Below are 26,039 nucleotides of genomic sequence, written 5' to 3' on the forward strand. Positions count from 1 at the left end.
CTTGCTGGCACACCTCTTGATCATCCTGCTGCTCGAGCCGCTTGCCCGCGACTTCGAGGACTCTCCCCGCTGGATGCAGGCCGCCTGACGGCACCTGGCGCTTGGCGTGTTTTGCAACAACTCGTTGCATCCTTGCTACAAGCGATCATTCCACAACCAACCATCCGTTGCTTCCGCCGCAGAAAGCGAGCGCTTGGGCGGCACCTGCGCGAGCCTCCTCGAAAACGTCCGTATCAATCGATGCTCGCGCTACCTTAACGCCTATGCGGTCTTCCCTGCGCCCTCTGACATTGGGGGTGATGAATCAAAACTCGGGCGAAATGAGCCGCGAGGATGCGGAGCCGTGTCTGCGAGTGAGATGCGAGTTAGCGGAGAACAGCGTTTCTACTTGCTCCGTCATTGCGAGCGCAGCGAAGCAATCCAGACTCTTGCTGTGGAGGGATTCTGGATTGCTTCGCTGCGCTCGCAATGACGAGGAGTGAGAGGTGCGTATCAAGCTCAGTCTCGTGCCCCGGACGCAGCGCAGCGCTTCGCTGGCCATGCGAAGCATCGTCCAGCGAGCGGTGCGCTGCAGAGCCGGGGCCCATCCCACAGCGTTCTGTGCGACTTTCTTGGTCCCGGCTCTGCGCCGCAACGCCTTTGGCGTTGCAGCTTGTCCGGGACATGAGAGTGGCGGGGCCCGGTCACGGATTGCCAAACACTCCCCGCATTTCATCTCAAATTGCAACTCGGGCGTGCAAGAAGTCTTGATCGGCCGTGAGTTAGGGGTGATCGCAGGCCTTGAACGGGCCGCACGCCGGCAGCGACTAACCGACAGAGTGCACAGGGATCAGTGGAACGTGATCGAGCTTCCTCTTTCTAAAGTACCAAAATGGTGCTTTAGTGCTTTTCATGACCCCGTCGCCCAAAAACGCTCCGTTCGCGCTGCGTTACAGGCTTGCCCCTGACCCGGCCGCCAAGGCCGCCATCGAGGCGACGTTTAGGGCTTATGACCGCATGATGGAGATCCTCGACGAGGTGGCGCGGGCCCACAATGTGGGTTCCAACGTCGTCCTGCTCCATGCCCATGCCTATGATCCGATCCGGAAGGAGACCGCGCTGCCCTCGCGGCTGGTGACGCTGGGCCTGCGCGACCGCGCCGAGTATCGCGCCGCGCAAGGGCGCCGCCTGCCGCTCGACGACAAGCTCGCCAAGATCAAGGGGCCCGCCACCATTTCGATCGCGACCGTGCAAGGGCGGTTCAGCGTGCCGTTCGACTACGCCGGCTATGCCGAAGGCTGGGGGCAGAGCGTGCCCGCGCGCCTCATCCGCACCGACGACGGTCTTGAAGTTCACTACGGCGTCACGCCGAACAGCCTGCCAGAGGAGGAGAACGCCATGGATACCATTGCTGCCGCTCCCGACAATTTCCTGTCCCGGGTCGGGCGCCTGATCGCCGGGATCGCCTATGACGCGATCGAGCAGGCGGAAGGCAAGAACAAGCTGAAGGTGGTCGGTCAGGCCATCCGTGAGATCGAGCGTGCCGAGAGCGAGGCGCGTGACGCGCTCGCCGCTGCGCGTGCCGAGGAATATCGCCTCAACGCCCGCCGCACCGAGATCGAACGCGAGATGGCCGATCTAGCACCCAAGATCGAGGGTGCGATCGCTGACAGCCGCGACGATCTCGCGCGCGCGGGCATCGCGCGGCAAATGGATCTGGAGGCGCAGTTCGAGGTGCTCTCCCGCGCCATCGACGAGAACAACGAGAAGATCGAGCAATGCGTCACCTCGCTGCGCGCGGTGCTGTCGGCACTCCAGGATGCTGAGCAGCGCCGCGCCGATCTGGAAAAGAGCGAGAGTGCTGCGAGCCATCAAGCCGCAACGTCACCGCGGAAGCAGGGCGGCGCGTCTGCGGCGGCGAAGGCGCTGCGGGCGGGCAGGGCAGTGGCACGCGCCACCGGGGTGCCCCCCGGCATCCCCTATTCGAGCGACATCGACGAGCTCAGCGCGCTCCATCGCGACAAGGAAATTGCGGCGAGGCTCGCGCGGTTGAAGTCGCGCTCCTGAGTGCCGTGTCATGAGCACTCTGCTCGAACACGTCATGGCGCCGGAGGTCAGGCCGTTCGCGATCGCGGCGGCCATGATCGTCATCGTCGGCTCGGTCGAGGTGATTTCGATGCTGGTCGGGGCCTCCTTGAGCGAGATGCTTGGCACCAACATCGATTTCGCTCATCCCAGCGACAATGGCGTGATCAACGCCATCTCCTGGATCAATGTCGGCGGCGTGCCGCTCTTGATCTTCCTGCTGCTGCTGCTCGGCGCCTTCTCCATCACCGGCTTCCTGATCCAGGACATCGCGCGAATGGTTGCGGGTCCCTTGCCGGCGACGATCGCTTCGACCGGGGCGGTCATGGTCTCGGTTCCGCTGGTCCGCGCCGCAAGCAGAGCCATCGCGCGGGTCATTCCTAAGGACGAAAGCTATGTCGTCGGCTTGGGGGACCTCGTCGGGCGCATCGGGGAGGTCGTGATCGGCCCGCTCGACCAGGGCCCGCCCGGCCGCGTCAGCGTCGCCGATGTCCATGGCAACCGCCATTTCGTCTCGGCGGTCGCGGCGCCGTCATCGGGACCTTTGCCGCAGGGAACCATGGTGCTCCTGGTCGACCGCGATGGCACGCGCTTCGTCGCGGTGAAGGCCGACGATGAACTCAAGCCGTCCAAGCCACCTCTAACAGGTCACCTCTAAGCAGTTAGCAAGTCATTCATTGGAGAAAGTCATGTTCGACATCGCAGTCCCGGCCATGATCGGCGTCGCGCTGATCGTCGTCCTGGGGATCGTCTTCACCATTCTCTACAAGCGCGCCACCCGCGACGAGGCCTTTGTGCGCACCGGCCTTGGCGGCAAGAAGGTCGTGCTTGACGGCGGCGCCATGATCCTGCCGATCTTCCACTCCTACGCCAGCGTCAATCTGAAGACGCTGCGGCTCACCGTCGAGCGCAAGGAGCGGGAATCCCTCATCACCAAGGACCGCCTGCGCGTCGACATCGTTGCCGAGTTCTACGTCCGTGTCCGTCCCGACGAGGAAAGCATCGCGCTCGCGAGCCAGACGCTGGGCGCGCTGACCAACGATGCCGAGGCGCTGCGGAACCAGGTCGAGGCGAAATTCGTCGACGGCTTGCGCTCGGTCGCTGCGACCATGACCATCCTGGAACTCCAGGAGAAGCGCTCGGATTTCGTCAAGCACGTGCAGTCGACGGTCGAGTCCGACGTCAAGTCGAACGGCCTCGAGCTGGAATCGGTGTCCCTGACGAAGCTCGACCAGACCGACGTCAAGTTCTTCAACCCGGAAAACTTCTTCGACGCCGAAGGTCTCACCCAACTAAAGACCATCACCGAGACCCGCCGCCGCGACCGCAACGCCATCGTGCGCGACAACGAGGTCGCGATCGCGCAGAAGGACCTCGAGGCGCGGCAGCAGACCCTGACCATCGAACGCACCAAGAAAGAGGCCGAGCTGTCCCAGGAGCGCGACATCGCCAACAAGACCGCGAGCACCCGCGCCGAGGTCGCAACCGCGACGCAAACCGCGCGCCTGACCGAGGAGAATGCCCGCATCGACACCGACAGGGCGGTTGCCGAGAAGGAGGCCGGCGCCAAGCAGGTCAAGGAAACCGCGGTGATCGAGTCGGATCTGGCCATCAACAAACGCAAGACCGATGCCCAGCGCGAGATCCAAATCGCGACCCAGGAAAACGAGATCCAGATCGCGGCGAAGAGCAAACAGACCTCGGAAGCCGTCGCCGAGGCCAAGGCCGCCGAAGCGCTCGCCGTGTCGGCCGAAGAAAAGGTCGTGACTGCACGCGCGGTCGAGGTCGCCGATCGTGCCCGTCTCACCCAGGTGCTGGCCGCACGCACAGAGGCCGAACGCAAATCGACCGAGGTGATCGTCGCGGCCGAAGCCGAAAAGAAGGCCGCGCTCGATCGCGCCGAGGCCACCAAGACGCTGGCCACCGCGGAAGCGGAGTCCAACAAGATCAAGGCGGTCGGCGTCAGGAACATCGGCGAGGCGGAAGCTGCCGTCATCACCATGAAGAACGAGGCGCAGAACAAGCTCGGCAGCAACGTGATCGATTTCGAGATCGCCAAGAAGCGGATCGAGACCATGCCCTCGGCACTGGCCGAGATGGTGAAGCCGATCGCCAACCTCAAGGATGTCCGCATCCTACACACCGGCGGCGCGTTCGGCGGCAACGGCGCCGGCGCAGGCAATGTGGGCTTCGGCGAAGGTCTCGCTGGCGAGCTCCTCAAGGTGCATGCGCTGCGTCCGATGATCGACGAGATCCTGCGCCAGAGCGGCTTTGCGCCGGGCGACGATCCCGTCAAGGCGCTGGTCGGCGCAGTGACGGGCAAGAGCAACGGCGCGGCCGTGCCGGCGCCAGTGCCGGAGAAGACAAACGCCGCCGATCTATGAATGCCCGTTCATTGCTGCGGAGAATTCGAACCGATAAAAGCAGGAACGTTGCGCGTCTCGCGTCGCGCAACGTTCCGGAGTGGTGGTCGATGGTGAACCCGTCGACTGCACTCCGGTCGACGCTTTCGAGGCAACAACATTGGTTGCCGTGGCGCCTGCGCCGATCGAGGCCAGGCGCTGGAGCCTGTTTCGATCGGAGGATTTTCAATGAAGCATTTTCTGTCTGGACTGATCGCCATCGGCGTTTCGATCGCCGCCGCGCCGTCGTTCGCGGCTGATGCCCGCAACGTCACTGTCGTCAACGAGACCGGCTATGCCATCAAATTCCTGGGCTTCAACGCGCCGGATGATGGTCTGGACGAATGGGAGAACGAGCTCGACAAGGTGTTGCAGAACCAGGCCAGCACCTATGTCGAGTTCGATGATGACGACGAAGGCTGCGTCTGGAACATCCGCGTCGACTGGCAGAACTACGACGAGGCGGTGCTGTGGAAAAACGTCAACCTCTGCAAGTTCACCGCGCTCCGCCTGCGCTATGATTCCGGCACCAAGACCACCTCGTTTCTCGCAGAATGATGTTTGGCTGACCTGGCCGGAGGAGGGGCCATTCCAGGCCCTTCCTTGCGGCGCGTTGCGGATGATGACGAATTCGTCCTTTGCAAGCGCAAGCGGCTTTGTTATACGCAGCCGCGCGCGAACGAACGGTTCGCCTTTTCCTCGGTAGCTCAGCGGTAGAGCATCCGACTGTTAATCGGATGGTCGCTGGTTCGAATCCAGCCCGGGGAGCCAAATCTTGCCGACAATTCAAGGATTTGCGCCCGCATCCTCGTGCGACGTGCGATCTTCTTGTCGTGATCTTTGAAGCCTGCATCCACGATCCAGCGTGGAATCGATCTCAAACAGATGTGTGGGCGGGCGCGGTCGCGCCATGCGGGCGGCGCCAAATCGACTCAATTCAAACCGAGCATGGTAGCGCCGGACATTTACGGAGCTGATTCCCATGCCAGAGATCCAGGTCGACCATTCTCGGGTGGCCCCCTCGATTCTGCCGGCCGGCATTCCTGAGCTCAGCGATGACGAATGCCTCGCCTGTCTGGCGCGGGCGGTCGAGACGCCGGATTCGGCACGGCTGGACGAGGTCGCCGCTCTGATCGGCCGCCTCGCGGTGGCGATCGAATAAGGCTGATCGGGCCCCTCTATTGCGGAGTTGCGGAAGCCGTGGTCGCTCGAGGCCGACGGCCATGTTGCGTTTTGACTGAGCATGCTTCAAAGATGCCGCGAATTTCCTCCGCGGCATCGTCCGCATTGCAGGGTCCGCAAATGTCCGGTTTTTCGACCGCGCGCCAAAAAATGGTCGATGGCCAGGTGCGCACCAATGACGTCACCGACCGCCGTATTCTCGACGCCATGCTCACGGTTCCGCGCGAGGCCTTCGTGCCGGCCGGCCGGCAGGCATTGGCTTACCTCGACCTGGACCTCGACGTGAGCGAAGGCGCCGCCAAGCGGTTCCTGATCAAGCCGCAGCTGACTGGCAAGCTGCTTCAGGCCGCCGAAATCCGCGAGGGCGACAACGTGCTGATCGTCGGCTGCGCCACGGGCTACCTCGCCGCGCTGACCGCCAAGCTCGCGCGGCAGGTCACCGCGACCGAATGCGATTCGGCTTTGGCCGCGAAGGCCAGGGACGCCTTCGCCGCCCTGGGGCTTGCCAATGTCACCTGCAAGGCGGCGGCCTGCCCCGACGGGGAACCGTCTGCCGCTCCCTATGACGTGATCGTCCTCAACGGTGCGGCCGAGGTGATGCCGGAAGCTCTGCTCGGGCAGCTGAAGGAGGGCGGGCGTCTGGTGGGTGTGTTGGCCAAATCCAAGCCGCCGCGCGCCACGATCGTGACCCGTACCCACGGCGAATTCGGCCATCGGGCGCTGTTCGATGCCGCAGCCCCGGTCCTTCCCGGGCTGGAACGGGCGGCTGCCTTCGTCTTCTGACGGCCTAAAAGCCGCCCAAATCCCGTTCTGAATCAGAAGTGTGGCCGGGATGCTGCACGTGAAGAGTTTCCACTGAGAACTACCTTGAGGTAGTTCCGTCGCGCCAATCCGCGTCCTATGTTGCGGCGGGGCAACGACTCCACTCGGTAGACGGTAACCCAGCTCGCGGGCACGAGCCGGGCGTTAGAATGAACGGAATTTCAGGGATGCATGGGGTGAAGCTCTTCACCGGAGCTGCGGTTTCGGTCCTGCTGCTGGCGCTGGCCGGGCCGACGCCTGCCTTGGCGGATACCATCGAAGCCGCGCTGGTGCGCGCCTATCAGAACAATCCGCAGCTTAACGCGCAGCGTGCCCAGGTGCGCTCGACTGACGAAAACGTGCCTCAGGCCTTGTCGGGCTATCGCCCGAGGGTTTCGCTGACCGCGAGCGCTGGTTACCAGTACTCGGACTTCAAGAGCAGCACCACCAGCGACCCCGTCAACGGTACGGGCATTCCCCGCAGTGTGGGACTGACCGCCTCCCAGACATTGTACAATGGCAATCAGACTGCCAACCGGACGCGCGCCGCCGAGAGCCAGGTCTCCGGAGCCCGCGAGGGGTTGCGTGTGCTTGATCAGAGCGTGCTGCTCCAGGCCGCGACGACATACATGGATTATCTGCGCGACGCCGCCACGCTGGAAGTCCAGCGTAGCAACGTACGCGTGCTCGAGCAGACGCTGAAGCAGACCCGTGACCGCTTCAACGTCGGTGAAGTGACCCGCACTGACGTCGCGCAATCGGAGGCGCAACTGGCTGCCGGCAAGACGCAGGCGCTCACTGCCGAAGCAAATCTGACCACGACGCGGGCGAACTTCCGGCGCATCATCGGTAACGAGCCGACGAACCTCGCGCCGGGCTCGCCTGTCGATCGGTTCCTGCCTCCGACGCTTGCAGCTGCAATCGAGCTTGCCCTCGTCGAGAACCCCAACGTCACGGCGGGCATGTACGGTATCGACGTCAATCATCTTCAGGTGAAGATCAACGAAGGCGCGCTGCTGCCGACGGTCACCCTGCAAGCATCGGTCACCCAAGCCTTCGAGCAGTCCCTGATCCAATACCGCTCGTTCGGCGCCTCTGCGGTCGCGCAGCTCTCGGCTCCGATCTATCAGGGTGGTGCCGAATACGCGCTGATTCGTCAGTCCAAGGAGAACCTTGCGCAGCAGCGCCTCAATCTGGAGACGACCCGCGATCAGGCTCGTGCCACGGTGGTGCAGACGTGGGGCCAGTTGCAGGCCAGCAAGGCGCAAGTGCAGTCCGCACAGGCACAGGTCGCGGCCTCGGAGATCGCGCTGAACGGCGTCCGTGAAGAGGCCAAGGCTGGCCAGCGCACCACGCTCGACGTGCTCAACGCGCAGCAGGCGCTGGTGAACGCGCGTGTCGCACTCGTCACCGCACAACATGATCGCGTGGTTGCATCCTATTCCGTGCTGAGTGCCGTAGGCCGTCTATCGCCGCAGGTCCTTGGCTTGCCGACCACAACCTACGACGCCAGCGTTCACTACCATCAGGTCCGCGACAGCTGGGCCGGCGTGCGCACGCCCGACGGGCGCTGATTCCCGTTCTCATCCGGTCGGCCTCGCGAACAGCCGAGGTCGACCGGCGCTTTGCTTGCAATCATCAAAATCCCTGACATAGCCTTGCCAAGATGATGCGGGTCGATTCGCCCCGCGTTGTCGTGTGCGTATCGCTTGAGTGCCGGGGGCAGGGGCGCACCGTTGCACGTTGAGCCGTGATCTGGGGACAAGTCGGGCTGCCGCGACGAAAATCACGGGCCTCCCGTCCGGAACCGGCCAATCCTGTCGTGCTTGGTGTAAAACAACGCATGCGAGGGCGTTGATGATGTGGAGTCGGAGATGACGCAGCCTGCAAAGGTCACAGAACCCTCGATGGAGGAGATTCTGGCCTCGATCCGGCGCATCATTGCCGACGATGAGGCAAAGCCGCCGCCGGCCGAGGCCGCCAAGCCCGAGAAGGCTGCGGCGCCCGCCGCGTCGCCGAAGCCGATGAACGACATTCCGCCATCCAAGGTCGCACCGCCCAAACCAGCCGCCGAGAAGCCCGCGTCACCTCCGGCTGCGAAGCCGGCTCCTGCTCCGGCACCGCCGCCACCCGCGCCTGCGGCGGACGCGTCCAACAGCCAGGACGATATCGACGCGCTGCTGGCGGGGTTAGACGCGGCCACGCCTTCGCCCGAGGCCCGCGCTCCCGAGCCAGAGCCAGAGCCCGACGTGCTCGAACTGACGGACGAGATGGCGGTGGATCCGACACCACCTCCGCCGCCGCCGAGCTTCCGCAAGGTCGAGCCGCGCGACGATCTGGAATTCACCGAATCGCCGCCACCACGTCCTACGTCGCACCCCTACGCGCCGGTAGACTTTGACGCCCCGCCGTTGCCGCCGCAGCAGCCGATCCTCGCGCAATCGACGGTCTCCGCAGTCGAATCCGCCTTCAACTCCCTGGCCCATACGGTGCTCAGCAGCAATGCACGGACGTTGGAGGACCTGGTCAAGGAGATGCTGCGGCCGATGCTGAAGTCCTGGCTCGACGACAACCTGCCGGGCCTCGTTGAACGCATCGTGAAGGCCGAAATCGAGCGGGTCTCGCGCGGCGGCCGTTAAGAAGGGCCGTACGGCCCCGATAAAGCCCTGCTCCTGCGTCGTATTCGGCCTGCGACCCAGGCCGGAGTGCCTGTCGTTGAGCTTCCCGTTGACTTGGACCGCGCGCGCGGCTTTCTAGCACCCCCATGATCGAGAAAAATTACCAGCCCGCCGATATCGAAACCCGCATGTCCGTCGTGTGGGAGGACAGCCTTGCCTTCAAGGCCGGCCGTCCCGACCGTCGCGACGCGGTGCCGTTCACCATCGTGATCCCGCCGCCGAACGTGACGGGCTCGCTGCACATGGGTCACGCCCTCAACAATACCCTGCAGGACATTCTCTGCCGGTTCGAGCGCATGCGTGGCCGCGACGTGCTGTGGCAGCCCGGCACCGACCATGCCGGCATCGCTACTCAGATGGTGGTCGAGCGGCAGCTGATGGAGCGCCAGCAGCCAGGTCGCCGCGAAATGGGCCGCGAGAAGTTTCTCGAGCGGGTCTGGCAGTGGAAGGCCGAGAGCGGCGACACCATCATCAACCAGCTCAAGCGCCTCGGTGCCTCCTGCGACTGGTCGCGCGAGCGCTTTACCATGGACGAGGGCCTGTCGAAGGCCGTCGTCAGGGTGTTCGTCGAGCTGCACCGCGAGGGCCTGATCTATAAGGACAAGCGGCTGGTGAATTGGGACACCAAGCTCCTGACCGCGATCTCCGATCTCGAAGTGCAGCAGACCGAGGTCAAGGGCAGCCTCTGGTATCTGCGCTATCCGGTCGAGGGCAAGACCTTCAGCCCCGAGGATCCCTCGAGCTTCATCGTCGTCGCCACCACGCGCCCCGAAACCATGCTCGGCGATACCGGCGTGGCCGTGCATCCCGAGGATGAGCGCTATCAGAAGCTGATCGGCAAGAACGTCGTCCTGCCGCTGGTCGGCCGCAAGATCCAGATCGTCGCCGACGACTATTCCGATCCGGAGAAGGGCTCGGGCGCGGTGAAGGTGACGCCGGCGCACGACTTCAACGACTTCGAGGTCGGCAACCGTCACGGGCTGCGCCGGATCAGCGTGCTCGATAGGGAGGGTTGTCTCGATCTCCTCGGCAACGAGGACTATCTGCGCGACCTCCCCGAAGGCGCCGCGCAATTCGCCGAGGAGTTCCACAAGGTCGACCGTTTCGTGGCGCGCAAGCGCATCGTCGAGCGATTGGAATCGTTCGGCTTCGTCGAGCGGATCGAGCCGCACACGCACACGGTGCCGCATGGTGACCGTTCCGGCACGGTGATCGAGCCGTATCTGACCGACCAGTGGTATGTCGACGCCAAGACGCTGGCTAAGCCAGCGATCGCGGCGGTGCGTTCGGGCGAAACGACATTCGTGCCGAAGAACTGGGAAAAGACCTATTTCGACTGGATGGAGAACATCCAGCCCTGGTGCATCTCGCGCCAGCTCTGGTGGGGTCATCAGATCCCGGCCTGGTACGGTCCTGACGGCAAGGTATTCGTCGCCGAGACCGAGGAGGAGGCCGTCAGCCACGCGCTCGGCTATTACGTCGAGCAGGAGGTCATCACGGTCGAGCAGGGCCGCGAGATGGCGCTCGACCGCAACAAGCGCGAAGGCTTCATCACCCGCGACGAGGACGTGCTCGATACCTGGTTCTCGTCGGCGCTGTGGCCGTTCTCGACGCTCGGCTGGCCCGACGATACGCCCGAGGTGCAGCGCTACTATCCGACCAATGCGCTGGTGACCGGCTTCGACATCATCTTCTTCTGGGTCGCCCGCATGATGATGATGGGCCTGCACTTCATGAAAGAGGTGCCGTTCTCGACCGTCTACATCCACGCCCTCGTCCGCGACGAGAAAGGCGCCAAGATGTCGAAGTCGAAGGGCAACGTCATTGATCCCTTGCATCTGATCGACGAATACGGGGCGGACGCGCTGCGCTTCACGCTGGCCGCGATGGCGGCGCAGGGCCGCGACATCAAGCTCGCCACCAGCCGCGTCGAGGGCTATCGCAACTTTGCGACAAAGCTCTGGAACGCGTGTCGCTTCGCCGAGATGAACCATTGCGCCGTGCCTGAAGGATTCGAGCCGGCGAACGCGAAGGAGACACTGAACCGCTGGATCGCGCATGAAAGCGCGCACACCACGCGTGAGGTGACCGAGGCAATCGAAGCCTATCGCTTCAACGATGCTGCAGGCAGCATCTATCGCTTCGTCTGGAACGTCTATTGCGACTGGTATGTCGAGCTCGCAAAGCCGGTGCTGCTCGGCCCAGACAGCCCTGCCAAGGACGAGACCCGCGCCATGGTGGCCTGGGCGCGCGACGAGATCCTCAAGCTGCTGCACCCCTTCATGCCCTTCATCACCGAGGAGCTGTGGGAAGTGACGGCCAAGCGCGACGGCCTGCTCGCATTGGCGCCGTGGCCGCTGAAGCCGACTCAGCCTTCGCCGGAGCAACTCGCGATGCTCGCCGCAGCCGCCGGGCCGGCTGATCCCCTGATCTCGCCGGCGCTGGTCATGCCGATCTTCGACCATGCCGATTTCACTGATCCCAAGGCAGAAGCCGAGATCGGCTGGGTGATCGACCTCATCACCCAGATCCGCTCGGTGCGCGCCGAGATGAACATCTCGCCGGCGACGCTGACGGCGCTGGTGCTGGCGGGCGCCTCGGCCGAGACCAGGGAGCGCGCGCCGCGCTGGACCGATGTCATCAAGCGCATGGCGCGGCTGTCGGATATCTCCTTCGCCGACCGCGCGCCTGACGGTGCGGTTCAGCTGCTGGTGCGCGGCGAGGTGGCTGCGCTGCCGCTCAAGGGTGTGATCGACGTCGCCGCCGAGCGCACGCGCCTCGACAAGGAGATCGGCAAGGCCGACGCCGACATCAAGCGCGCCGAATCCAAGCTCGCGAACGAGAAGTTCGTCGCCAACGCGGCCGAGGAGGTCGTCGAGGAGGAGCGCGAAAAGCGCGAAGCCGCGCTGGCGCGCAAGGCCAAGCTGCTCGAGGCGCTCGAGCGGCTGAAGCAGGCGTCGTGATCTCGTTGTCATTCCGGGATGGTCCGAAGGACCCGACCCGGAATCTCGAGATTCTCCGGTGCGCAATTGCGCACCGTAGTTCGGCTCTTCGAGCCGCCCCGGAATGACCATTAGCGAGGAAACGGCTTGCTCAAATACTTCGAGCCCTTGACGCCATAGCGCCAGGGCAGCTCGGCCGCCTTGGTGATGCCGATGCGGATGCCGGCTGAGATCTCCACATCCTCCGTCCGCGCATGCAGCGCGATCGGCGGGCGGTCCAGCGGCAGCGCGTTGTGCGCGATAGTGATACCAAGCGCCTCGGTCAGCTTGCCCGGGCCCGAGCATAGTGTGTGCACGTCCTGCAGATGCCGGCGTCGGCGCATCGCAGCCAAGCCATGCGTCGGCTCCAGCGCGCGGATCAGCACGGCGCTGGCCGAGCCTTCCTCCTCGCAGACGAAGTTCACGCACCAGTGGATGCCGTAGGAGCGATACACATAAGCAAAGCCAGGCGGGCCGAACATCACCTGGTTCCGCGGCGTCGGCCCGCGATAGGAGTGTGCGGCCGGGTCGGTATGGTGATAGGCCTCGACCTCGACGATGATCCCGCCGACGCCCTCGACGAGCATGGTGGCGCCGATCAGGTCGGGCGCGACCTCGTGGACGCTGCGTCCGAAAAAGGTCCGCTTCAGCTGCTTGCCAAGCCGTGGGGATGAGGTCTTTGAGATTGGAGCCATTCGAGGAGAGAATCGCCTGAGAACGGAGCAGGATATTGCCCATATCTGCCATGTTCCCTGAAGCGGTGCGAGCCGGGTTGCGATGCTTGCCCAGACCGACTAGGTAGGACCTGAACAGACCGGACACCCCATGGTCGTTATTGTCGATACCATCTCGAATCCGCTGCGCCCGCGCCACCCCGAAAAGGTGAACCGGCCTGACTCCGCTTCGCCGCCGAAGCCGGACTGGATCCGCGTGCGCGCGCCGAATACCCGCGGCTATGCCGACACCCGCAACATCGTAAGGTCCAACGGTCTGCACACGGTGTGCGAGGAGGCGGGCTGCCCGAATATCGGCGAGTGCTGGGACAAGAAGCACGCGACCTTCATGATCATGGGTGACACCTGCACCCGGGCCTGCGCCTTCTGCAACGTCAAGACCGGACTGCCGAATGCGCTGGATGCGGGCGAGCCGCAGCACGTCGCCGAGGCGACCGCCAAGCTGGGCCTTGCCCACGTCGTCATCACCTCCGTCGACCGCGACGACCTCACTGACGGAGGTGCCGAGCATTTCGCAGAGACGATCCGCGCGATCCGGGCCGCGTGCCCTTCGACCACGATCGAGATCCTGACGCCGGACTTCCTGCGCAAGGAGGGCGCGCTTGAAGTCGTCGTCGCGGCGAAGCCGGACGTATTCAACCACAATCTCGAGACCGTGCCGTCGCGCTATCTCACGGTACGGCCCGGCGCGCGCTACTTCCACTCGATCCGGCTGTTGCAGCGGGTCAAGGAGCTCGATCCCACCATCTTCACCAAGTCCGGCATCATGGTCGGGCTCGGCGAGGAGCGCCACGAGGTGCAGCAGGTGATGGACGATCTGCGCTCGGCCGACGTCGACTTCCTGACCATCGGCCAATATCTGCAGCCGACCCGCAAGCATCACGCGGTGATGCGCTACGTGCCGCCCGACGAGTTCTCGTCCTATGAAAAGATCGCCTACACCAAGGGATTCCTGATGGTGTCGGCGAGCCCGCTCACCCGCTCGTCGCATCATGCCGGCGAGGATTTCGCGAGACTGAAGGCTGCGCGGGCAGCTCACGCCCGCTGACGTATCATGCATCGAGTTTCGAGCAAGCACCGCGTCAACCACAGCGCGTCCGAGATGTTCGACCTGGTCGCCGATGTCGAGCGCTACCCGGAATTCGTACCGCTGTGCAGCGCGCTGAAGGTGCGTCAGCGCATGGCAAAGCCCGACGGCACTGAGGTGCTGATCGCCGACATGACGGTGTCGTTCAAGCTGGTCAAGGAGTCCTTCACCAGCCGGGTGACGCTCGACCGCGCCAATCTGAAAATCCTGGTCGAATATCTGCAAGGCCCTTTCAGCAATCTGGAAAACCGCTGGACGTTCGAGCCCAAGGGCCAGCAAGACGGCAAAGACGTCTGCGACGTCGGCTTCTTCCTCGCCTACGAATTCAAGAGCCGCATGCTGGCGATGCTGATGGGCTCGATGTTCGACGCTGCATTCGCGCGGTTTTCCACCGCTTTCGAGAAGCGGGCGGATGCGATCTACGGGCGGCCGAAGCTGGCGCCGACATAGCTGTTGCGGCCGGGCACGCTCTCTCCGCCGTCATCGCGAGGAGCCCTTGCGACGAAGCAATCCAGAATCCCTCTGCGGAAAGAGTCTGGATTTGCTTCGCTGCGTTCGCAATGACGATGGAGAGGCCGGCGCGCCCTCTCAATCCGCCGTCGTACCGTGTTCCCCATCAAACATCTACCGGGATCATTTCGCATCGGGGCGCGTTCTTAACCGGTCGTCCGGGTCGGAGCCGCCATGACCATCAATTTCGACACGTTGATAGCATCGCTCGTCCTGTACGGACTGAACGCGATTTACGCAATCCTGCTGCTTGCGGCCGGCTGGTATCTGTCTGGCGCGACGCAGCGTTTCGTCACGCGTGTCTTTACCGTCACGCACCGCGTCGATCCGCTGGTGACGTTGTTCGTGAGCAGCCTCGCTCGCTACGGCGTCCTGGCTGTGGTCGGCATCGCTGTGCTGCAGCTGTTCGGCATCCAGACCGCGAGCCTCGTCGCCGTGCTGGGCGCGACATCACTCGCGATCGGCCTCGCGCTCCAAGGCACGCTCTCCAATCTCGCCGCCGGCGTGATGCTGCTGCTGTTCCGGCCGTTTCACATCGGCGACGACGTGGAGGTCGCCGGCAAGGCGGGCAAGGTGAGGTCGCTGTCGCTGTTCATGACCGAGCTGGTCGCGCCCGACAACACGCAGATCCTGCTGCCGAACGGACAGGTGTGGGGTGCCGCGATCGTCAATCACAGCGCCTATCCCGGCACGGGTGAGGTCAAGGTGGCGTTTCCGGTCCCGGCAGGCGCCGCCAATACGCTGGCCGATCGGATCCTGAAGGAATTGCGCAACGACTCCCGCATCGACGATCAGGCGCAACCTGCCGTCTCCGTCACCAAGGTCCTCGATGTCGCCAATCCCGCGGCGCCGATCCTGGAATTGACGGTCAGCGCGAAAGCAAAGCCGTCCGAAGCCGATGCGGTCAAGCAGTGCGTGCTGGATCACGCGAGCGCGTTGCTGGCGGCCTGAAGCGCCGGAATCTCAGCTTCGCGGCAGCGCTCGGCCGATTGCGGCATCGAGGCCTGCAGGATTGTCGACGGCGATTCCGTGTCCGGCGTTCGAGACCACGGCAACGTTGACGCCTTGTTGCGGCAGCAGCTTCGCGTCGGGACTGTCCGCCAGAGACAGCTCGCCGAAGATCACTGTTCGCGCCTTGTCGCGGATGTCCGGACTCATCCCCGCGGCGAACGTGGCGGCCGGCGCTTCACCACGTGCCGGCGCGGCGAGCGGGTCACGCGCGGGCGCAGGCGACTTGCGGCGGCACGTTGCGGCTTGGCCACGACTTGCGGACCGCGGGCGAGATCCATCAGCATGCGCAGCGCCTCGACCACCGAGCGGGCGCGAACTGCGCTGCGGCCGATTGCGCCGAAGCGGTGCTCGCGATGGATGATGCGGCCGTCGCGCGCCGCGGCGGCAAAGTGCACGAGACCGACCGGCTTGCCGGGCGTGGCGCCGCCGGGGCCGGCGATGCCGGTGATGGCGACGGCGAGATCGACATCCGCGCGCTCCAGCGCGCCGATCGCCATCGCGGTTGCGGTCTCCCTGCTGACGGCGCCGAAATTCGTCAGCGTGCTCGCTTCGACGCCAAGCATCGCGCGCTTGGCATCGTTGGAATAGGTGACGAAGCCGCGATCGATGACGTCAGAGGAGCCGGGGATGTCGGTCAGTGCGCCGGCGACGAGGCCACCGGTGCAGGATTCAGCGGTCGCGATCGTCAGCTTGCGCATCCGGCACAAATCCAGCAACGAGCGGGAGAGGGCGCGTGCGTCGCTGCCGCCCATGGCCTAGATGCTCCAGGGCAGGCGGACGGTGGCGCTCGCGGTGGCCGCGATGCCTTCCTCACGGCCGGTGAAGCCGAGCCGCTCGCTGGTGGTCGCCTTCACCGCGACGCGGGAGATGTCGACGCCGGATATCTCGGCGATGCGCGCGCGCATGGTGTCGCGCAACGGGCCGATCTTCGGCCGTTCGCAGATCAGCGTCACCTCGAGATTGGCGACGCGGCCGCCGCGCTGCGTCACACGCTCGATGGCATATTTCAGGAACTGGTCGGACGAGGCACCCTTCCACTTGGCATCGCTCGGCGGGAAGTGCGAGCCGATGTCGCCGTCGGCGAGCGCGCCGAGGATGGCGTCGACCAGTGCATGCAGGCCGACATCGCCGTCGGAATGAGCCAGGAAACCCTTGCTGTGCGGCACGCGCACGCCGCAGATCATGACATGGTCGCCTTCGCCGAAGGCATGCACGTCGTAGCCGGTTCCGGTCCTGATGTCGCCGAGCTGGGCGGCCAGGCGCGCTTCCTCGCGCACGAAATCCTCGGGAGTGGTGAGCTTCATATTGGCAACATCGCCTTCAAAGGTTGCAACCGTCAATCCCGCCCATTCGGCAATCGCGGCATCGTCGGTGAAATCCGAGCGTCCGTCCTTTGCCGCGCGACGATGCGCCTCGAGGATGACGTCGAAACGAAACGATTGCGGCGTCTGTGCGATTCGCAGGCGCGCGCGGTCCGGCGTGTCCTCGACGTTGCCGCTCTCGCCGGTGACCTTGATGGTATCGGTGACTTGAACGGTGGGGATCGCAGCACCAGTGCGGCTCGCCGCCTCGATCGCGCGGGAGATCACGCCTTCAGAGACGAAGGGGCGCGCGGCGTCGTGGATCAGCACGATGTCCGGCTTGTGCTTCGCCAGCGCTTCGAGGCCGGCGAGCACCGAGGCCTGCCGGGTCGCGCCGCCACTGGTCGGCGGCTCGTGCTTGAGCCCTGCGATCGCTGCGGTGAACACGGCGCTGTCGTCGGGGTTCACCACCGGCTGCACCGCGAACACATCAGCGTGGCGGCTGAAGGCTTCCATGGCGCGGTAGATCACAGGCACGCCGCCGATCTCGCGATATTGCTTCGGCCCGCCCGCGCCGGCGCGCAGGCCGCGTCCGGCCGCCACGAGGACGACAGCGGTGCGTTGTGATTTCGCCATAGGACTCAAATACTCAGTTGCTAATGAAAGAGCAGGGGGTGATTTGCCGGCATGCCTCTAGCACGGCAGGCCCGCAAAAAAAGGGGGTTTCCCCGGATTGTGGGAAACAGCATTTTGCTGCACTGCACTTGAAAGATTTGCAGAACTGTCTAAACTGTAGGCATGACGCTTGACTGCACAAGAATTGTGCGCAAGATAGATCATGGCAGGCGCGATGAGGCCCTGCCCAGTCAACGAGACCCCTGTGACCGGCTCGGCAGTATCAGGCTCTAAGCCGTTGAAAATTGGCGATATTGATGTCGCCACCCCGGTCTTCCTGGCACCGATGTCGGGTGTGACTGACTCGCCCGTCCGCCGGCTGGCCGCCGAGCTTGGGGCGGGTCTCGTCGTGTCCGAGATGACCGCGAGCGATGAGCTCGCCAATGGGCACCGGATGTCCCGGTTGCGCTGCGAAGCTACCGGCGTCGGCCCCCATGTGGTCCAGCTCGCCGGCTGCGAGACGCACTGGATGGCCGAAGGCGCCCGGATCGCCGAAGCCGAAGGCGCCGACATCATCGACATCAACATGGGCTGTCCGGCCCGCCACGTCACCGGCGGCCAGTCCGGCTCGGCCTTGATGCGCGACCTCGACCACGCCGTCAGCCTGATCGATGCGACGATCGCGGCGGTGAAGGTGCCGGTGACGCTGAAGATGCGGCTCGGCTGGGACGACCGCACCCGCAACGCGCCGGAGCTGGCGCGGCGCGCGGAGGCCGCCGGGGTCAAGCTCGTCACCGTTCACGGCCGCACCCGCTGCCAGTTCTACAAGGGCGAGGCCGATTGGGATGCGATCCGCGCCGTGCGCGAGGCCATCTCCATTCCGCTCGTCGTCAACGGCGACATCACGTCCTACGAAAAGGCGCTCGCGGCATTGGAAGCCTCAGGCGCCGACGGCGTGATGATCGGCCGCGGTGCGCAGGGCCAGCCCTGGCTGCCCGGTCAGATCGGCCGCCGCCTGCAGGGCGGGGCTGAGGAAGCTGTGCCCTCGCTCGAAACCCAGCTGCATTATGTCCGCACGCTCTATGATGGCGTTTGCGCACTCTATGGTCTGCGCGTCGGACTGAGGCATGCCCGCAAGCATCTGGGCTGGGCGCTTGATGTCGCAGCGCAGGCGAGCCGTGCGCCGGCCGAGAAGCTGAGATCCTGGCGCCAAAAGATCCTGGTCTCGGAGGATCCGCGCCTGGTTCACAATTCACTGCAAGATGCCTTCGACGACTTCGCATGGAGCGCTGCTGCATGAGCTCAGCCGCTGAACATCGTCGGCCGCTTCAGTCCGACAGCGACGCAATTCTGGATGCCTTGCCCAATCCCGTGCTCATGATCGGGCCGGACGGCAAGATCGTCGCGGCCAACATCGCAACAGAAGCCTTCTTCGAGATCTCGACGCAATTCTTGAAGCGGCAGTCGTTGAAGGAGCTGGTGCCGTTTGGCAGCCCCTTGCTGGCGCTGATCGACCAGGTGCGCTCGTCGAATTCGCCGGTCAACGAATACAAGGTCGATCTCGGCACGCCGCGCATGGGCGGCGATCGCCAGGTCGATCTGCACGTGGCGCCGCTCACCGAGCGGCCCGGTCACATCGTGGTGATGCTGCAGGAGCGCACCATCGCCGACAAGATGGACCGCCAGCTCACCCATCGCAGCGCCGCGCGCTCGGTGATAGCGCTAGCAGCAATGCTCGCGCACGAAATCAAGAATCCGCTTTCGGGCATTCGCGGCGCGGCGCAGCTCTTGGAGCAGCAGGCCTCGTCCGAGGACCGCATGCTGACGCGCCTGATCTGCGACGAGGCCGATCGCATCGTGACGCTGGTCGACCGCATGGAGGTGTTCGGCGACGAACGTCCCGTGGTGCGCGGCCCCGTCAACATCCACTCCGTGCTCGACCACGTGAAGCGGCTGGCGCAGTCGGGCTTTGCCCGCAACATCCGCTTCATCGAGGATTACGATCCCTCGCTGCCGCCGGTGCTGGCGAACCAGGACCAGCTGATTCAGGTGTTCCTTAACCTCGTGAAGAATGCCGCAGAAGCCCTGATCGACGTGCCCGACGCCGAGATCCAGCTCACCACTGCTTTCCGCCCTGGCGTGCGCCTGTCAGTCCCCGGTCAAAAATCCCGGGTATCCCTGCCGCTCGAATTCTGCGTGAGGGACAACGGACCTGGCGTGCCCGACGATCTCCTGCCCAACCTGTTCGACCCCTTCGTGACCACCAAGCAGACCGGCTCGGGTCTGGGCCTGGCGCTGGTCGCCAAGATCGTCGGCGATCACGGGGGCATCATCGAATGCGAATCTCAGCCACGCAAGACCACCTTCCGCGTGCTGATGCCGATGTATTCCACATCGGTGAAACATGCCGATCAAAGCAGTCGCGACGGCTCTGCCGGGAAGTCGTCGCCTGCATCACAGGGGGCAAAATGAGGATCAACGATGCCCGCAGGTAGCATTCTCGTAGCCGATGACGATACCGCCATCCGCACCGTTCTCAATCAGGCACTGTCCCGCGCCGGTTACGAAGTGCGGCTGACCGGCAATGCCGCAACGCTGTGGCGCTGGGTCAGCCAGGGCGAGGGCGATCTCGTCATCACCGACGTGGTGATGCCGGACGAGAACGCCTTCGACCTGTTGCCGCGGATCAAGAAGATGCGGCCGAATCTGCCCGTCATCGTCATGAGCGCGCAGAACACGTTCATGACGGCGATCCGAGCTTCCGAGCGCGGAGCTTACGAATATCTGCCAAAACCCTTCGACCTCAAGGAGCTGATCGCCATCGTCGGCCGCGCGCTCGCCGAGCCGAAGGAGCGGACCTCGACGCCGGACGAGGACGCCGAGATGGAGGCGATCCCGCTGGTCGGCCGTTCGCCGGCGATGCAGGAAATCTACCGCGTGCTGGCGCGGCTGATGCAGACCGACCTCACCGTGATGATCACGGGCGAGTCCGGCACCGGCAAGGAACTCGTGGCGCGGGCGCTGCACGATTACGGCAAGCGCCGCAACGGCCCGTTCGTCGCGGTCAACATGGCGGCGATCCCGCGCGATCTCATCGAGTCCGAACTGTTCGGCCACGAGCGCGGTGCCTTCACCGGTGCCAACACCCGCGCCTCCGGCCGGTTCGAGCAGGCCGAAGGCGGCACGCTGTTCCTGGATGAGATCGGCGACATGCCGATGGAGGCGCAGACCCGCCTGCTGCGCGTCCTGCAGCAGGGCGAATACACCACGGTCGGCGGCCGCACCCCGATCAAGACCGACGTGCGCATCGTCGCGGCCTCGAACAAGGACCTGCGCGTCTTGATCCAGCAGGGCCTGTTCCGCGAAGATCTGTTCTTCCGTCTCAACGTCGTCCCGCTGCGGCTGCCGCCCTTGCGCGAGCGCATCGAGGACCTGCCCGATCTCGTGCGTCACTTCTTCACGCTGGCCGAGAAGGACGGCCTGCCGCCGAAGAAGCTGGATACGCTGGCGCTGGAGCGGCTGAAACAGCATCGCTGGCCCGGCAACGTGCGCGAGCTGGAAAATCTTGCCCGGCGCCTCGCCGCGCTTTATCCGCAGGACGTGATCACGGCCTCCGTCATCGACGGCGAGCTCGCGCCCCCCTCGGTCAGTCCGGGCGCCGCGGTCCAGCAGGGCGTCGACAATCTCGGCGGCGCCGTGGAAGCGTATCTGTCCTCGCACTTCCAGGGCTTTCCGAACGGTGTGCCGCCGCCCGGCCTCTACCACCGCATCCTCAAGGAGATCGAGGTGCCGCTGCTCACGGCCGCGCTCGCCGCCACCCGCGGCAACCAGATCCGCGCCGCGGACCTGCTCGGCCTCAACCGCAACACGCTGCGGAAGAAGATCCGGGATCTCGACATCCAAGTCTATCGGAGCGGGGGCTAGTTGCTCGAAGCGGACGGTGGCTCAGCTCCTCCTACCAAGGCAGAGCTGAGCCTGTCCGGATCGCGCTGGCCGTTGTGGCTGACGCGGTGAGCAGAAGTCCTGATAGGACCTAAATGTTCCGCTCGTACATTCAAATTGGTCGTTCGACCGCGACGCGCGGCATCACATCTATCTGACCAGCCGGCCGGATGCCGGCATCACGCTGGCGAGATTCACCGGAGCCTGCTGAAGGGCGACGCCGTTGACCAGGAGGTCGGCGGCCACGATCAGCAGAAGAACCGCCGAAATCATCGTCGCGAGAAAGATCCTATCCATGCTGGATCAAGCTGGGATGGCGGAATCCGTTCCCGTCTCACCGGCTCGTGCCTGTGGATTGCGCCGCTCCGCCGCGGGCGGCGCGCCGCGGAATTGTCGCAATTCGGCAACATTGTGGTACGAATACATCAGTATCCGCCCGTCGCGGACCCGTTTTCAGCACCACCATTGCCGGAATGACCAGCGCAGACACCTCGGCCGCACACTTTGACACGGCCCCAGCGGAAGAGCCCCGGCGTTGGTCGGTGCGGCGCTGGCTGGCACCCGTTGCCGTGGCGCTGGCGCTGCTGTCGGCCTTCCTGACCTTCCTGGTCCTGACCGGTCTCACCAAGATCGAGCCGACGCCCGAGGTTGTCCGCTCGTTCTACCTGATCAATGCGGCCACGATCCTGCTGCTGGTCGGGATCATCGTCCGCGAACTCTGGCAGCTGATCCTGGCGCGGCGGCGGGGCAGGGCGGCGGCGCGCCTTCATGTCCAGATCGTTAGCCTGTTCTCGATTGTGGCGGTGCTGCCGGCGGTGCTGGTCGCCGTCGTTGCCAACGTCACGATCGAGCGCGGTCTCGACCGGCTCTTCTCCGGGCCGACCAAGGAGGTGATCCAGAACTCGCTGACGATCGCGCGCGCGTATATGCAGGACCATGCGCAGCTGATCCGTGGCGACATTATCGGCATGGCCAACGACATCGCCCATGCCCGGCCGCTCTACGACCAGGACCGCCGCTCGTTCCGCGAGATGCTGACGGCGAGCGCCGCCTCCCGGAACCTGCCGGGTGCTATGATCATCGACAAAAATACCAACATTCTGGAGTCCGCCGACACCGGCATGCGGCTCGCTTATTCGCCGCCGGCGCCGGACTTTCTCAGCAACGTCAACGAGAACGAGCCCGAGATCGCGGTGCTGCCTGATGCGAGCTTCGTCGCCGCGGTGATCCGCCTGCGCGCCTTCAACGACACTTTCCTCTATGTCGCCCGTCCGCTCGACCCGAACGTCGTCAATCAGCTCAAGCAGACCGAAGTCAGCGTCGCCGAATACGCCCAGATCGAGTCACGCCGGCTCGGCATCCAGGTCGCCTTCGCGCTGATGTTCGCGGTGATCGCGCTGACCATCTTGATGGCCTCGGTGCTGATCGGCCTCAACTTCGCCAATTCGCTGGTCTCGCCGATCCGGCGGCTGATGAACGCGGCGCACACGGTCTCGACCGGCGATCTCCATGTCCAGGTGCCCGTGCATCAGTCGGAAGGCGATCTCGCCCAGCTGGGTGAGACTTTCAACAAGATGACGCAGGAATTGCGCAGCCAACGCGACGAGCTCGTCAACGCCAGCGATCTCATCGACAGCCGCCGCCGCTTCATCGAGGCCGTGCTGTCCTCGGCGAGCGCCGGCATCATCGGCGTCGATGCGTCCGGGAGCGTCGGCATCCTCAACCGCTCCGCCGAGAAGCTGATCGGGCACTCCGAAGCGGAGACGCTCGGCCATCCGCTCTCCGACGTGCTGCCCGAGCTCGACGAGATGATGAAGGCGGCGCGGGAAGGCACCCAGCGCCTGGTGCAGGGCCAGATCACGATCACCCGCGACGGCACCGAGCGCAACCTGTCGGTCCGCGTCAGTGCCGAGAAGAACCAGCCGCACGACAGCTACATCATCACGCTCGACGACATCACGGAGCTGGTCTCGGCACAGCGCACCTCGGCCTGGGGCGACGTCGCGCGGCGCATCGCGCACGAGATCAAGAACCCGCTGACGCCGATTCAGCTCTCGGCCGAGCGCATCCGCCGCAAGTTCGGCAAGACCATCACCGAGGACAAGGACAAGCAGATCTTCGACCAGTGCACCGACACCATTGTGCGCCAGGTCGATGACATCAGGCGCATGGTCGACGAGTTCTCGCGCTTTGCGCGGATGCCCAAGCCTGTGATGGAAGGCGAGGACGTCGCCGACACGGTGCGGCAGGCCGTGTTCCTGATGAAGGTCGCCCATCCCGAGATCGACATCGAGGCCGAGTTCAAACAGGATCCGCTGCGCGCCCAGTTCGACCGCCGGCTGATCTCCCAGGCGGTCACCAACATCGTCAAGAACGCCGCCGAGGCGATCGAGCAGGTCCCGCCCGAGGAGCTCGGCAAAGGCCGTATCGACGTCGTGGTGTCGCGCGAGGGCGACGACGTGCTGATCGACGTCATCGACAACGGCATCGGCCTGCCCAAGGTCGCGCGCTCGCGGCTCCTCGAACCCTACGTGACAACACGCGCCAAGGGCACCGGGCTCGGCCTGGCCATCGTCGGTCGCGTGCTGGAAGACCATGGCGGGCGGATCGAGCTGAAGGACGCCTCCGACTTCCGTGAAGGCCAGCGCGGCGCCTGGATGCGGATGCGCTTTGCCATCTCAGGGCAACCTGCGAAGTCCGAGACAGCCGAGCCCGACATCAAGCAAACGGTGACGGAATCCGTCAGGAACCAGGAAACAAAAGAGCCGGCCGCCGGAACCAAAGAGCCGGCTGAAAAGACCAATGATTCAACCAAATCGAAGCCTCAACAGGCAGCTGACAAGACAGGCGCGATCCATGGCAAGTGAAATTCTGATTGTCGATGATGAGGCCGATATTCGGGATCTCGTTGCGGGCATTCTCGAGGACGAGGGGTTCGTGACCCGAACCGCGCGCGACAGCGATACGGCACTCGCAGAGATTGCCAATCGTCGGCCGCATCTGGTGTTTCTCGACATCTGGCTGCAGGGCTCCAAGCTCGACGGCTTGCAGCTCTTGGAGCAGGTCAAGAAGGACAATGCCGATCTGCCCGTCGTGATGATCTCCGGCCACGGCAACATCGAGACCGCGGTCGCCGCGATCAAGCGCGGCGCCTACGACTTCATCGAGAAGCCGTTCAAGGCCGACCGCCTGATCCTGGTCGCGACCCGAGCGCTGGAGAACTCGCGGCTCAAGCGCGAGGTCAAGGAGCTGAAGCAACTCGCGCCGAGTGCCAGCCAGCTGGTCGGCCGCTCGCCGAGCATGAACCAGCTGCGCCAGACCATCGAGCGCGCGGCCAAGGCCAACAGCCGCATCCTGATCGTCGGGCCTGCCGGTGCCGGCAAGGAGCTGACCGCGCGCACGCTGCATGCGGCCTCGGGCCGGGCCGACGGTCCCTTCGTGGTGATCAATGCCGCCGCGATCACGCCCGAGCGCATGGAGCATGAGCTGTTCGGCGTCGAGCAGTCCAACGGCGAGCAGCCGCGCAAGCCCGGCGCGCTCGAGGAAGCCCATGGCGGCACGCTGTTCATCGACGAGATTGCGGACATGCCGCGCGAGACCCAGAACAAGATCCTGCGCGTGCTGGTGGAGCAGTCGTTCCAGCGCGTCGGCGGCACCGCCAAGGTGCAGGTCGATGTGCGCATCATCTCATCGACCGCGCGGAATCTCGAAGAGGAGATCGCAGGCGGCCATTTCCGCGAGGACCTCTACCACCGGCTCTCGGTGGTGCCGATTCGCGTGCCCGCGCTCTCGGAGCGGCGCGAGGACATCCCGGAATTGATCGACTATTTCATGGAGCAGATCTCGGCCGGCAGCGGTCTGCCCAGGCGCCAGATCGGGCAGGACGCGATGGCGGTGCTGCAATCGCATGTCTGGCCCGGCAATGTGCGTCAGCTCCGCAACAATGTTGAAAGAGTCATGATTCTGGCGGCCGGCGGCCCGGAGGTGATCATCACCGCCGACATGTTGCCGCAGGACGTCGGCTCGATGGTGCCGGCTATGCCGACCAGCAACAACGGCGAGCACATCATGGGCCTGCCGCTGCGCGAAGCGCGCGAGGTGTTCGAGCGCGACTATTTGATTGCACAGATCAGCCGTTTCTCAGGAAATATTTCTCGCACGGCCGAGTTCGTTGGCATGGAACGGTCGGCACTGCATCGGAAATTGAAGGCGCTCGGCGTTGGCTAGGGCCGCGACGTCTCAGTCGCCCTCGGCAATAGGCGAGGAAAATCATCGATTTCCGTAGTTTTCGGGGCCAATAGGGCGTGGCCTGCCGCGTGAAGCGGCTTGCCTAATATCCCGACCTGTCCTCTAATCGAACCGCTGTTCCTTCCGAGGGGGATCTCATGAGGGACGGCAACCGGAGGAGGCCCCGAACTCCACAAAGAGGGCCGCATCCGGCGCAATAAAAAGAAACTCAAAGCGAGAAAAAAACAATGGCGGCAGACCGCGCACAAAACCTACAGGACACCTTCCTTAATCACGTTCGCAAAACCAAGACGCCACTGACGATCTTTCTGGTCAACGGAGTGAAGCTCCAGGGCATCGTGACCTGGTTCGACAATTTCTGTTTGCTGCTTCGGCGCGACGGTCACTCGCAGCTTGTCTACAAGCATGCGATCTCGACCATCATGCCGGGCGCTCCGATTCAGCTGTTCGAAGGCGGCGAGGACCAGCCGGCTTGAGAGTGAT

At 64.5% G+C, this 26,039-nt stretch carries 22 protein-coding genes, 1 tRNA gene and 1 pseudogene; 19 read left to right on the forward strand and 5 right to left on the reverse strand.

All coding sequences use genetic code 11. The features are described from left to right. Positions 1–882 precede the first annotated feature (882 nt). From YU9_RS0113640 to YU9_RS0113685, 10 genes are all read left to right on the forward strand, one after another. Positions 883–2,046, forward strand: a complete 1,164-nt coding sequence (locus tag YU9_RS0113640) for a PspA/IM30 family protein (RefSeq protein WP_027573344.1) — start codon at positions 883–885, stop codon at positions 2,044–2,046. A 10-nt stretch (positions 2,047–2,056) separates the two neighbouring features. Continuing rightward, the gene (locus tag YU9_RS0113645) at positions 2,057–2,722 is read left to right on the forward strand and encodes an OB-fold-containig protein (protein ID WP_027573345.1); all 666 of its coding nucleotides are present in this window, start codon (positions 2,057–2,059) and stop codon (positions 2,720–2,722) included. 31 nt (positions 2,723–2,753) lie between these two features. Next, entirely contained in the window at positions 2,754–4,448 is a 1,695-nt protein-coding gene (locus YU9_RS0113650) for a flotillin family protein (RefSeq protein WP_027573346.1), read from the forward strand. 207 nt (positions 4,449–4,655) lie between these two features. Next, on the forward strand, positions 4,656–5,024 hold the full coding sequence (locus tag YU9_RS0113655; protein ID WP_027573347.1) for a hypothetical protein: 369 nt from the start codon (positions 4,656–4,658) through the stop codon (positions 5,022–5,024). A 138-nt stretch (positions 5,025–5,162) separates the two neighbouring features. Continuing rightward, a tRNA-Asn gene (locus tag YU9_RS0113660) sits at positions 5,163–5,237 on the forward strand. A 211-nt stretch (positions 5,238–5,448) separates the two neighbouring features. Then, positions 5,449–5,628, forward strand: a complete 180-nt coding sequence (locus tag YU9_RS0113665) for a hypothetical protein (RefSeq protein ID WP_027573348.1) — start codon at positions 5,449–5,451, stop codon at positions 5,626–5,628. Between the two features lie 140 nt (positions 5,629–5,768). Then, a complete protein-coding gene (locus tag YU9_RS0113670) occupies positions 5,769–6,431 on the forward strand; it encodes a protein-L-isoaspartate O-methyltransferase (RefSeq protein WP_027573349.1) in 663 nt (220 codons plus the stop codon). A gap of 206 nt (positions 6,432–6,637) precedes the next feature. Then, entirely contained in the window at positions 6,638–8,023 is a 1,386-nt protein-coding gene (locus tag YU9_RS0113675) for a TolC family outer membrane protein (RefSeq protein ID WP_027573350.1), read from the forward strand. Positions 8,024–8,323: 300 nt separating this feature from the next. Next, on the forward strand, positions 8,324–9,088 hold the full coding sequence (locus YU9_RS0113680) for a PopZ family protein (protein WP_027573351.1): 765 nt from the start codon (positions 8,324–8,326) through the stop codon (positions 9,086–9,088). A 125-nt stretch (positions 9,089–9,213) separates the two neighbouring features. Next, positions 9,214–12,090: a valine--tRNA ligase gene (locus YU9_RS0113685; protein WP_027573352.1), complete on the forward strand. Its 2,877-nt coding sequence runs from the start codon at positions 9,214–9,216 to the stop codon at positions 12,088–12,090. Positions 12,091–12,200: 110 nt separating this feature from the next. Here the strand turns inward: YU9_RS0113685 and YU9_RS0113690 are convergent, their stop codons facing one another. After that, a complete protein-coding gene (locus YU9_RS0113690; protein WP_027573353.1) occupies positions 12,201–12,803 on the reverse strand; it encodes a DNA-3-methyladenine glycosylase in 603 nt (200 codons plus the stop codon). A 130-nt stretch (positions 12,804–12,933) separates the two neighbouring features. Here YU9_RS0113690 and lipA point away from each other — a divergent pair, with 130 nt between their 5' ends. From lipA to YU9_RS0113705, 3 genes are all read left to right on the forward strand, one after another. Next, entirely contained in the window at positions 12,934–13,890 is a 957-nt protein-coding gene (gene lipA, locus YU9_RS0113695; RefSeq protein WP_027573354.1) for a lipoyl synthase, read from the forward strand. A gap of 6 nt (positions 13,891–13,896) precedes the next feature. Further along, a complete protein-coding gene (locus YU9_RS0113700; RefSeq protein ID WP_027573355.1) occupies positions 13,897–14,379 on the forward strand; it encodes a type II toxin-antitoxin system RatA family toxin in 483 nt (160 codons plus the stop codon). Positions 14,380–14,613: 234 nt separating this feature from the next. Continuing rightward, positions 14,614–15,390: a mechanosensitive ion channel family protein gene (locus tag YU9_RS0113705; RefSeq protein WP_027573356.1), complete on the forward strand. Its 777-nt coding sequence runs from the start codon at positions 14,614–14,616 to the stop codon at positions 15,388–15,390. 12 nt (positions 15,391–15,402) lie between these two features. On the opposite strand, the gene YU9_RS0113710 is transcribed toward YU9_RS0113705, so the two are convergent. Genes YU9_RS0113710 through YU9_RS0113720 form a run of 3 tightly spaced genes read right to left on the reverse strand, consistent with a single transcriptional unit; the run spans position 15,403 to position 17,387 of the window. Next, positions 15,403–15,597 carry a hypothetical protein gene (locus tag YU9_RS0113710; protein WP_027573357.1) on the reverse strand — a complete coding sequence of 65 codons (195 nt, stop codon included), beginning with the start codon at positions 15,595–15,597 and terminating at the stop codon, positions 15,403–15,405. Next, on the reverse strand, positions 15,594–16,202 hold the full coding sequence (locus YU9_RS0113715; RefSeq protein ID WP_027573358.1) for a CinA family protein: 609 nt from the start codon (positions 16,200–16,202) through the stop codon (positions 15,594–15,596). The genes YU9_RS0113710 and YU9_RS0113715 overlap by 4 nt, the downstream gene beginning before the upstream one ends. A gap of 3 nt (positions 16,203–16,205) precedes the next feature. Then, positions 16,206–17,387 carry a bifunctional 2-C-methyl-D-erythritol 4-phosphate cytidylyltransferase/2-C-methyl-D-erythritol 2,4-cyclodiphosphate synthase gene (locus tag YU9_RS0113720; protein WP_027573359.1) on the reverse strand — a complete coding sequence of 394 codons (1,182 nt, stop codon included), beginning with the start codon at positions 17,385–17,387 and terminating at the stop codon, positions 16,206–16,208. A gap of 277 nt (positions 17,388–17,664) precedes the next feature. Here YU9_RS0113720 and dusB point away from each other — a divergent pair, with 277 nt between their 5' ends. The 3 genes from dusB to ntrC are packed head-to-tail and all read left to right on the forward strand — an operon-like array spanning position 17,665 to position 21,290. Then, on the forward strand, positions 17,665–18,666 hold the full coding sequence (gene dusB, locus YU9_RS0113725) for a tRNA dihydrouridine synthase DusB (protein ID WP_027573360.1): 1,002 nt from the start codon (positions 17,665–17,667) through the stop codon (positions 18,664–18,666). Continuing rightward, positions 18,663–19,838 (forward strand): nitrogen regulation protein NR(II), encoded by a 1,176-nt coding sequence (locus YU9_RS0113730; protein WP_027573361.1) that lies wholly within the window; start codon positions 18,663–18,665, stop codon positions 19,836–19,838. Before dusB ends, YU9_RS0113730 begins: the two co-directional genes overlap by 4 nt. 9 nt (positions 19,839–19,847) lie before the next feature. After that, complete coding sequence (gene ntrC, locus YU9_RS0113735; protein ID WP_025036261.1) at positions 19,848–21,290, forward strand: nitrogen regulation protein NR(I); 1,443 nt, start codon at positions 19,848–19,850, stop codon at positions 21,288–21,290. Between the two features lie 168 nt (positions 21,291–21,458). Here ntrC and YU9_RS48985 read toward each other — a convergent pair whose 3' ends face one another. After that, positions 21,459–21,605, reverse strand: coding sequence for a hypothetical protein (locus YU9_RS48985; RefSeq protein ID WP_198028241.1), 147 nt, complete (start codon positions 21,603–21,605; stop codon positions 21,459–21,461). Positions 21,606–21,781: 176 nt separating this feature from the next. Between YU9_RS48985 and YU9_RS41400 the strand changes: the two are divergent. The 3 genes and pseudogenes from YU9_RS41400 to hfq all read left to right on the forward strand — a co-directional run bounded on the left by YU9_RS41400 (position 21,782) and on the right by hfq (position 26,032). Beyond that, a pseudogene (locus tag YU9_RS41400) lies at positions 21,782–24,147 on the forward strand (ATP-binding protein). A 17-nt stretch (positions 24,148–24,164) separates the two neighbouring features. Further along, positions 24,165–25,535 carry a sigma-54 dependent transcriptional regulator gene (locus YU9_RS0113750; protein ID WP_027573362.1) on the forward strand — a complete coding sequence of 457 codons (1,371 nt, stop codon included), beginning with the start codon at positions 24,165–24,167 and terminating at the stop codon, positions 25,533–25,535. Between the two features lie 248 nt (positions 25,536–25,783). After that, the gene (hfq, locus tag YU9_RS0113755) at positions 25,784–26,032 is read left to right on the forward strand and encodes an RNA chaperone Hfq (protein ID WP_007591126.1); all 249 of its coding nucleotides are present in this window, start codon (positions 25,784–25,786) and stop codon (positions 26,030–26,032) included. Positions 26,033–26,039 lie beyond the last annotated feature (7 nt).

Origin of the sequence: Bradyrhizobium sp. WSM1743, assembly GCF_000473065.1 — a bacterium.
GTDB lineage: Bacteria > Pseudomonadota > Alphaproteobacteria > Rhizobiales > Xanthobacteraceae > Bradyrhizobium.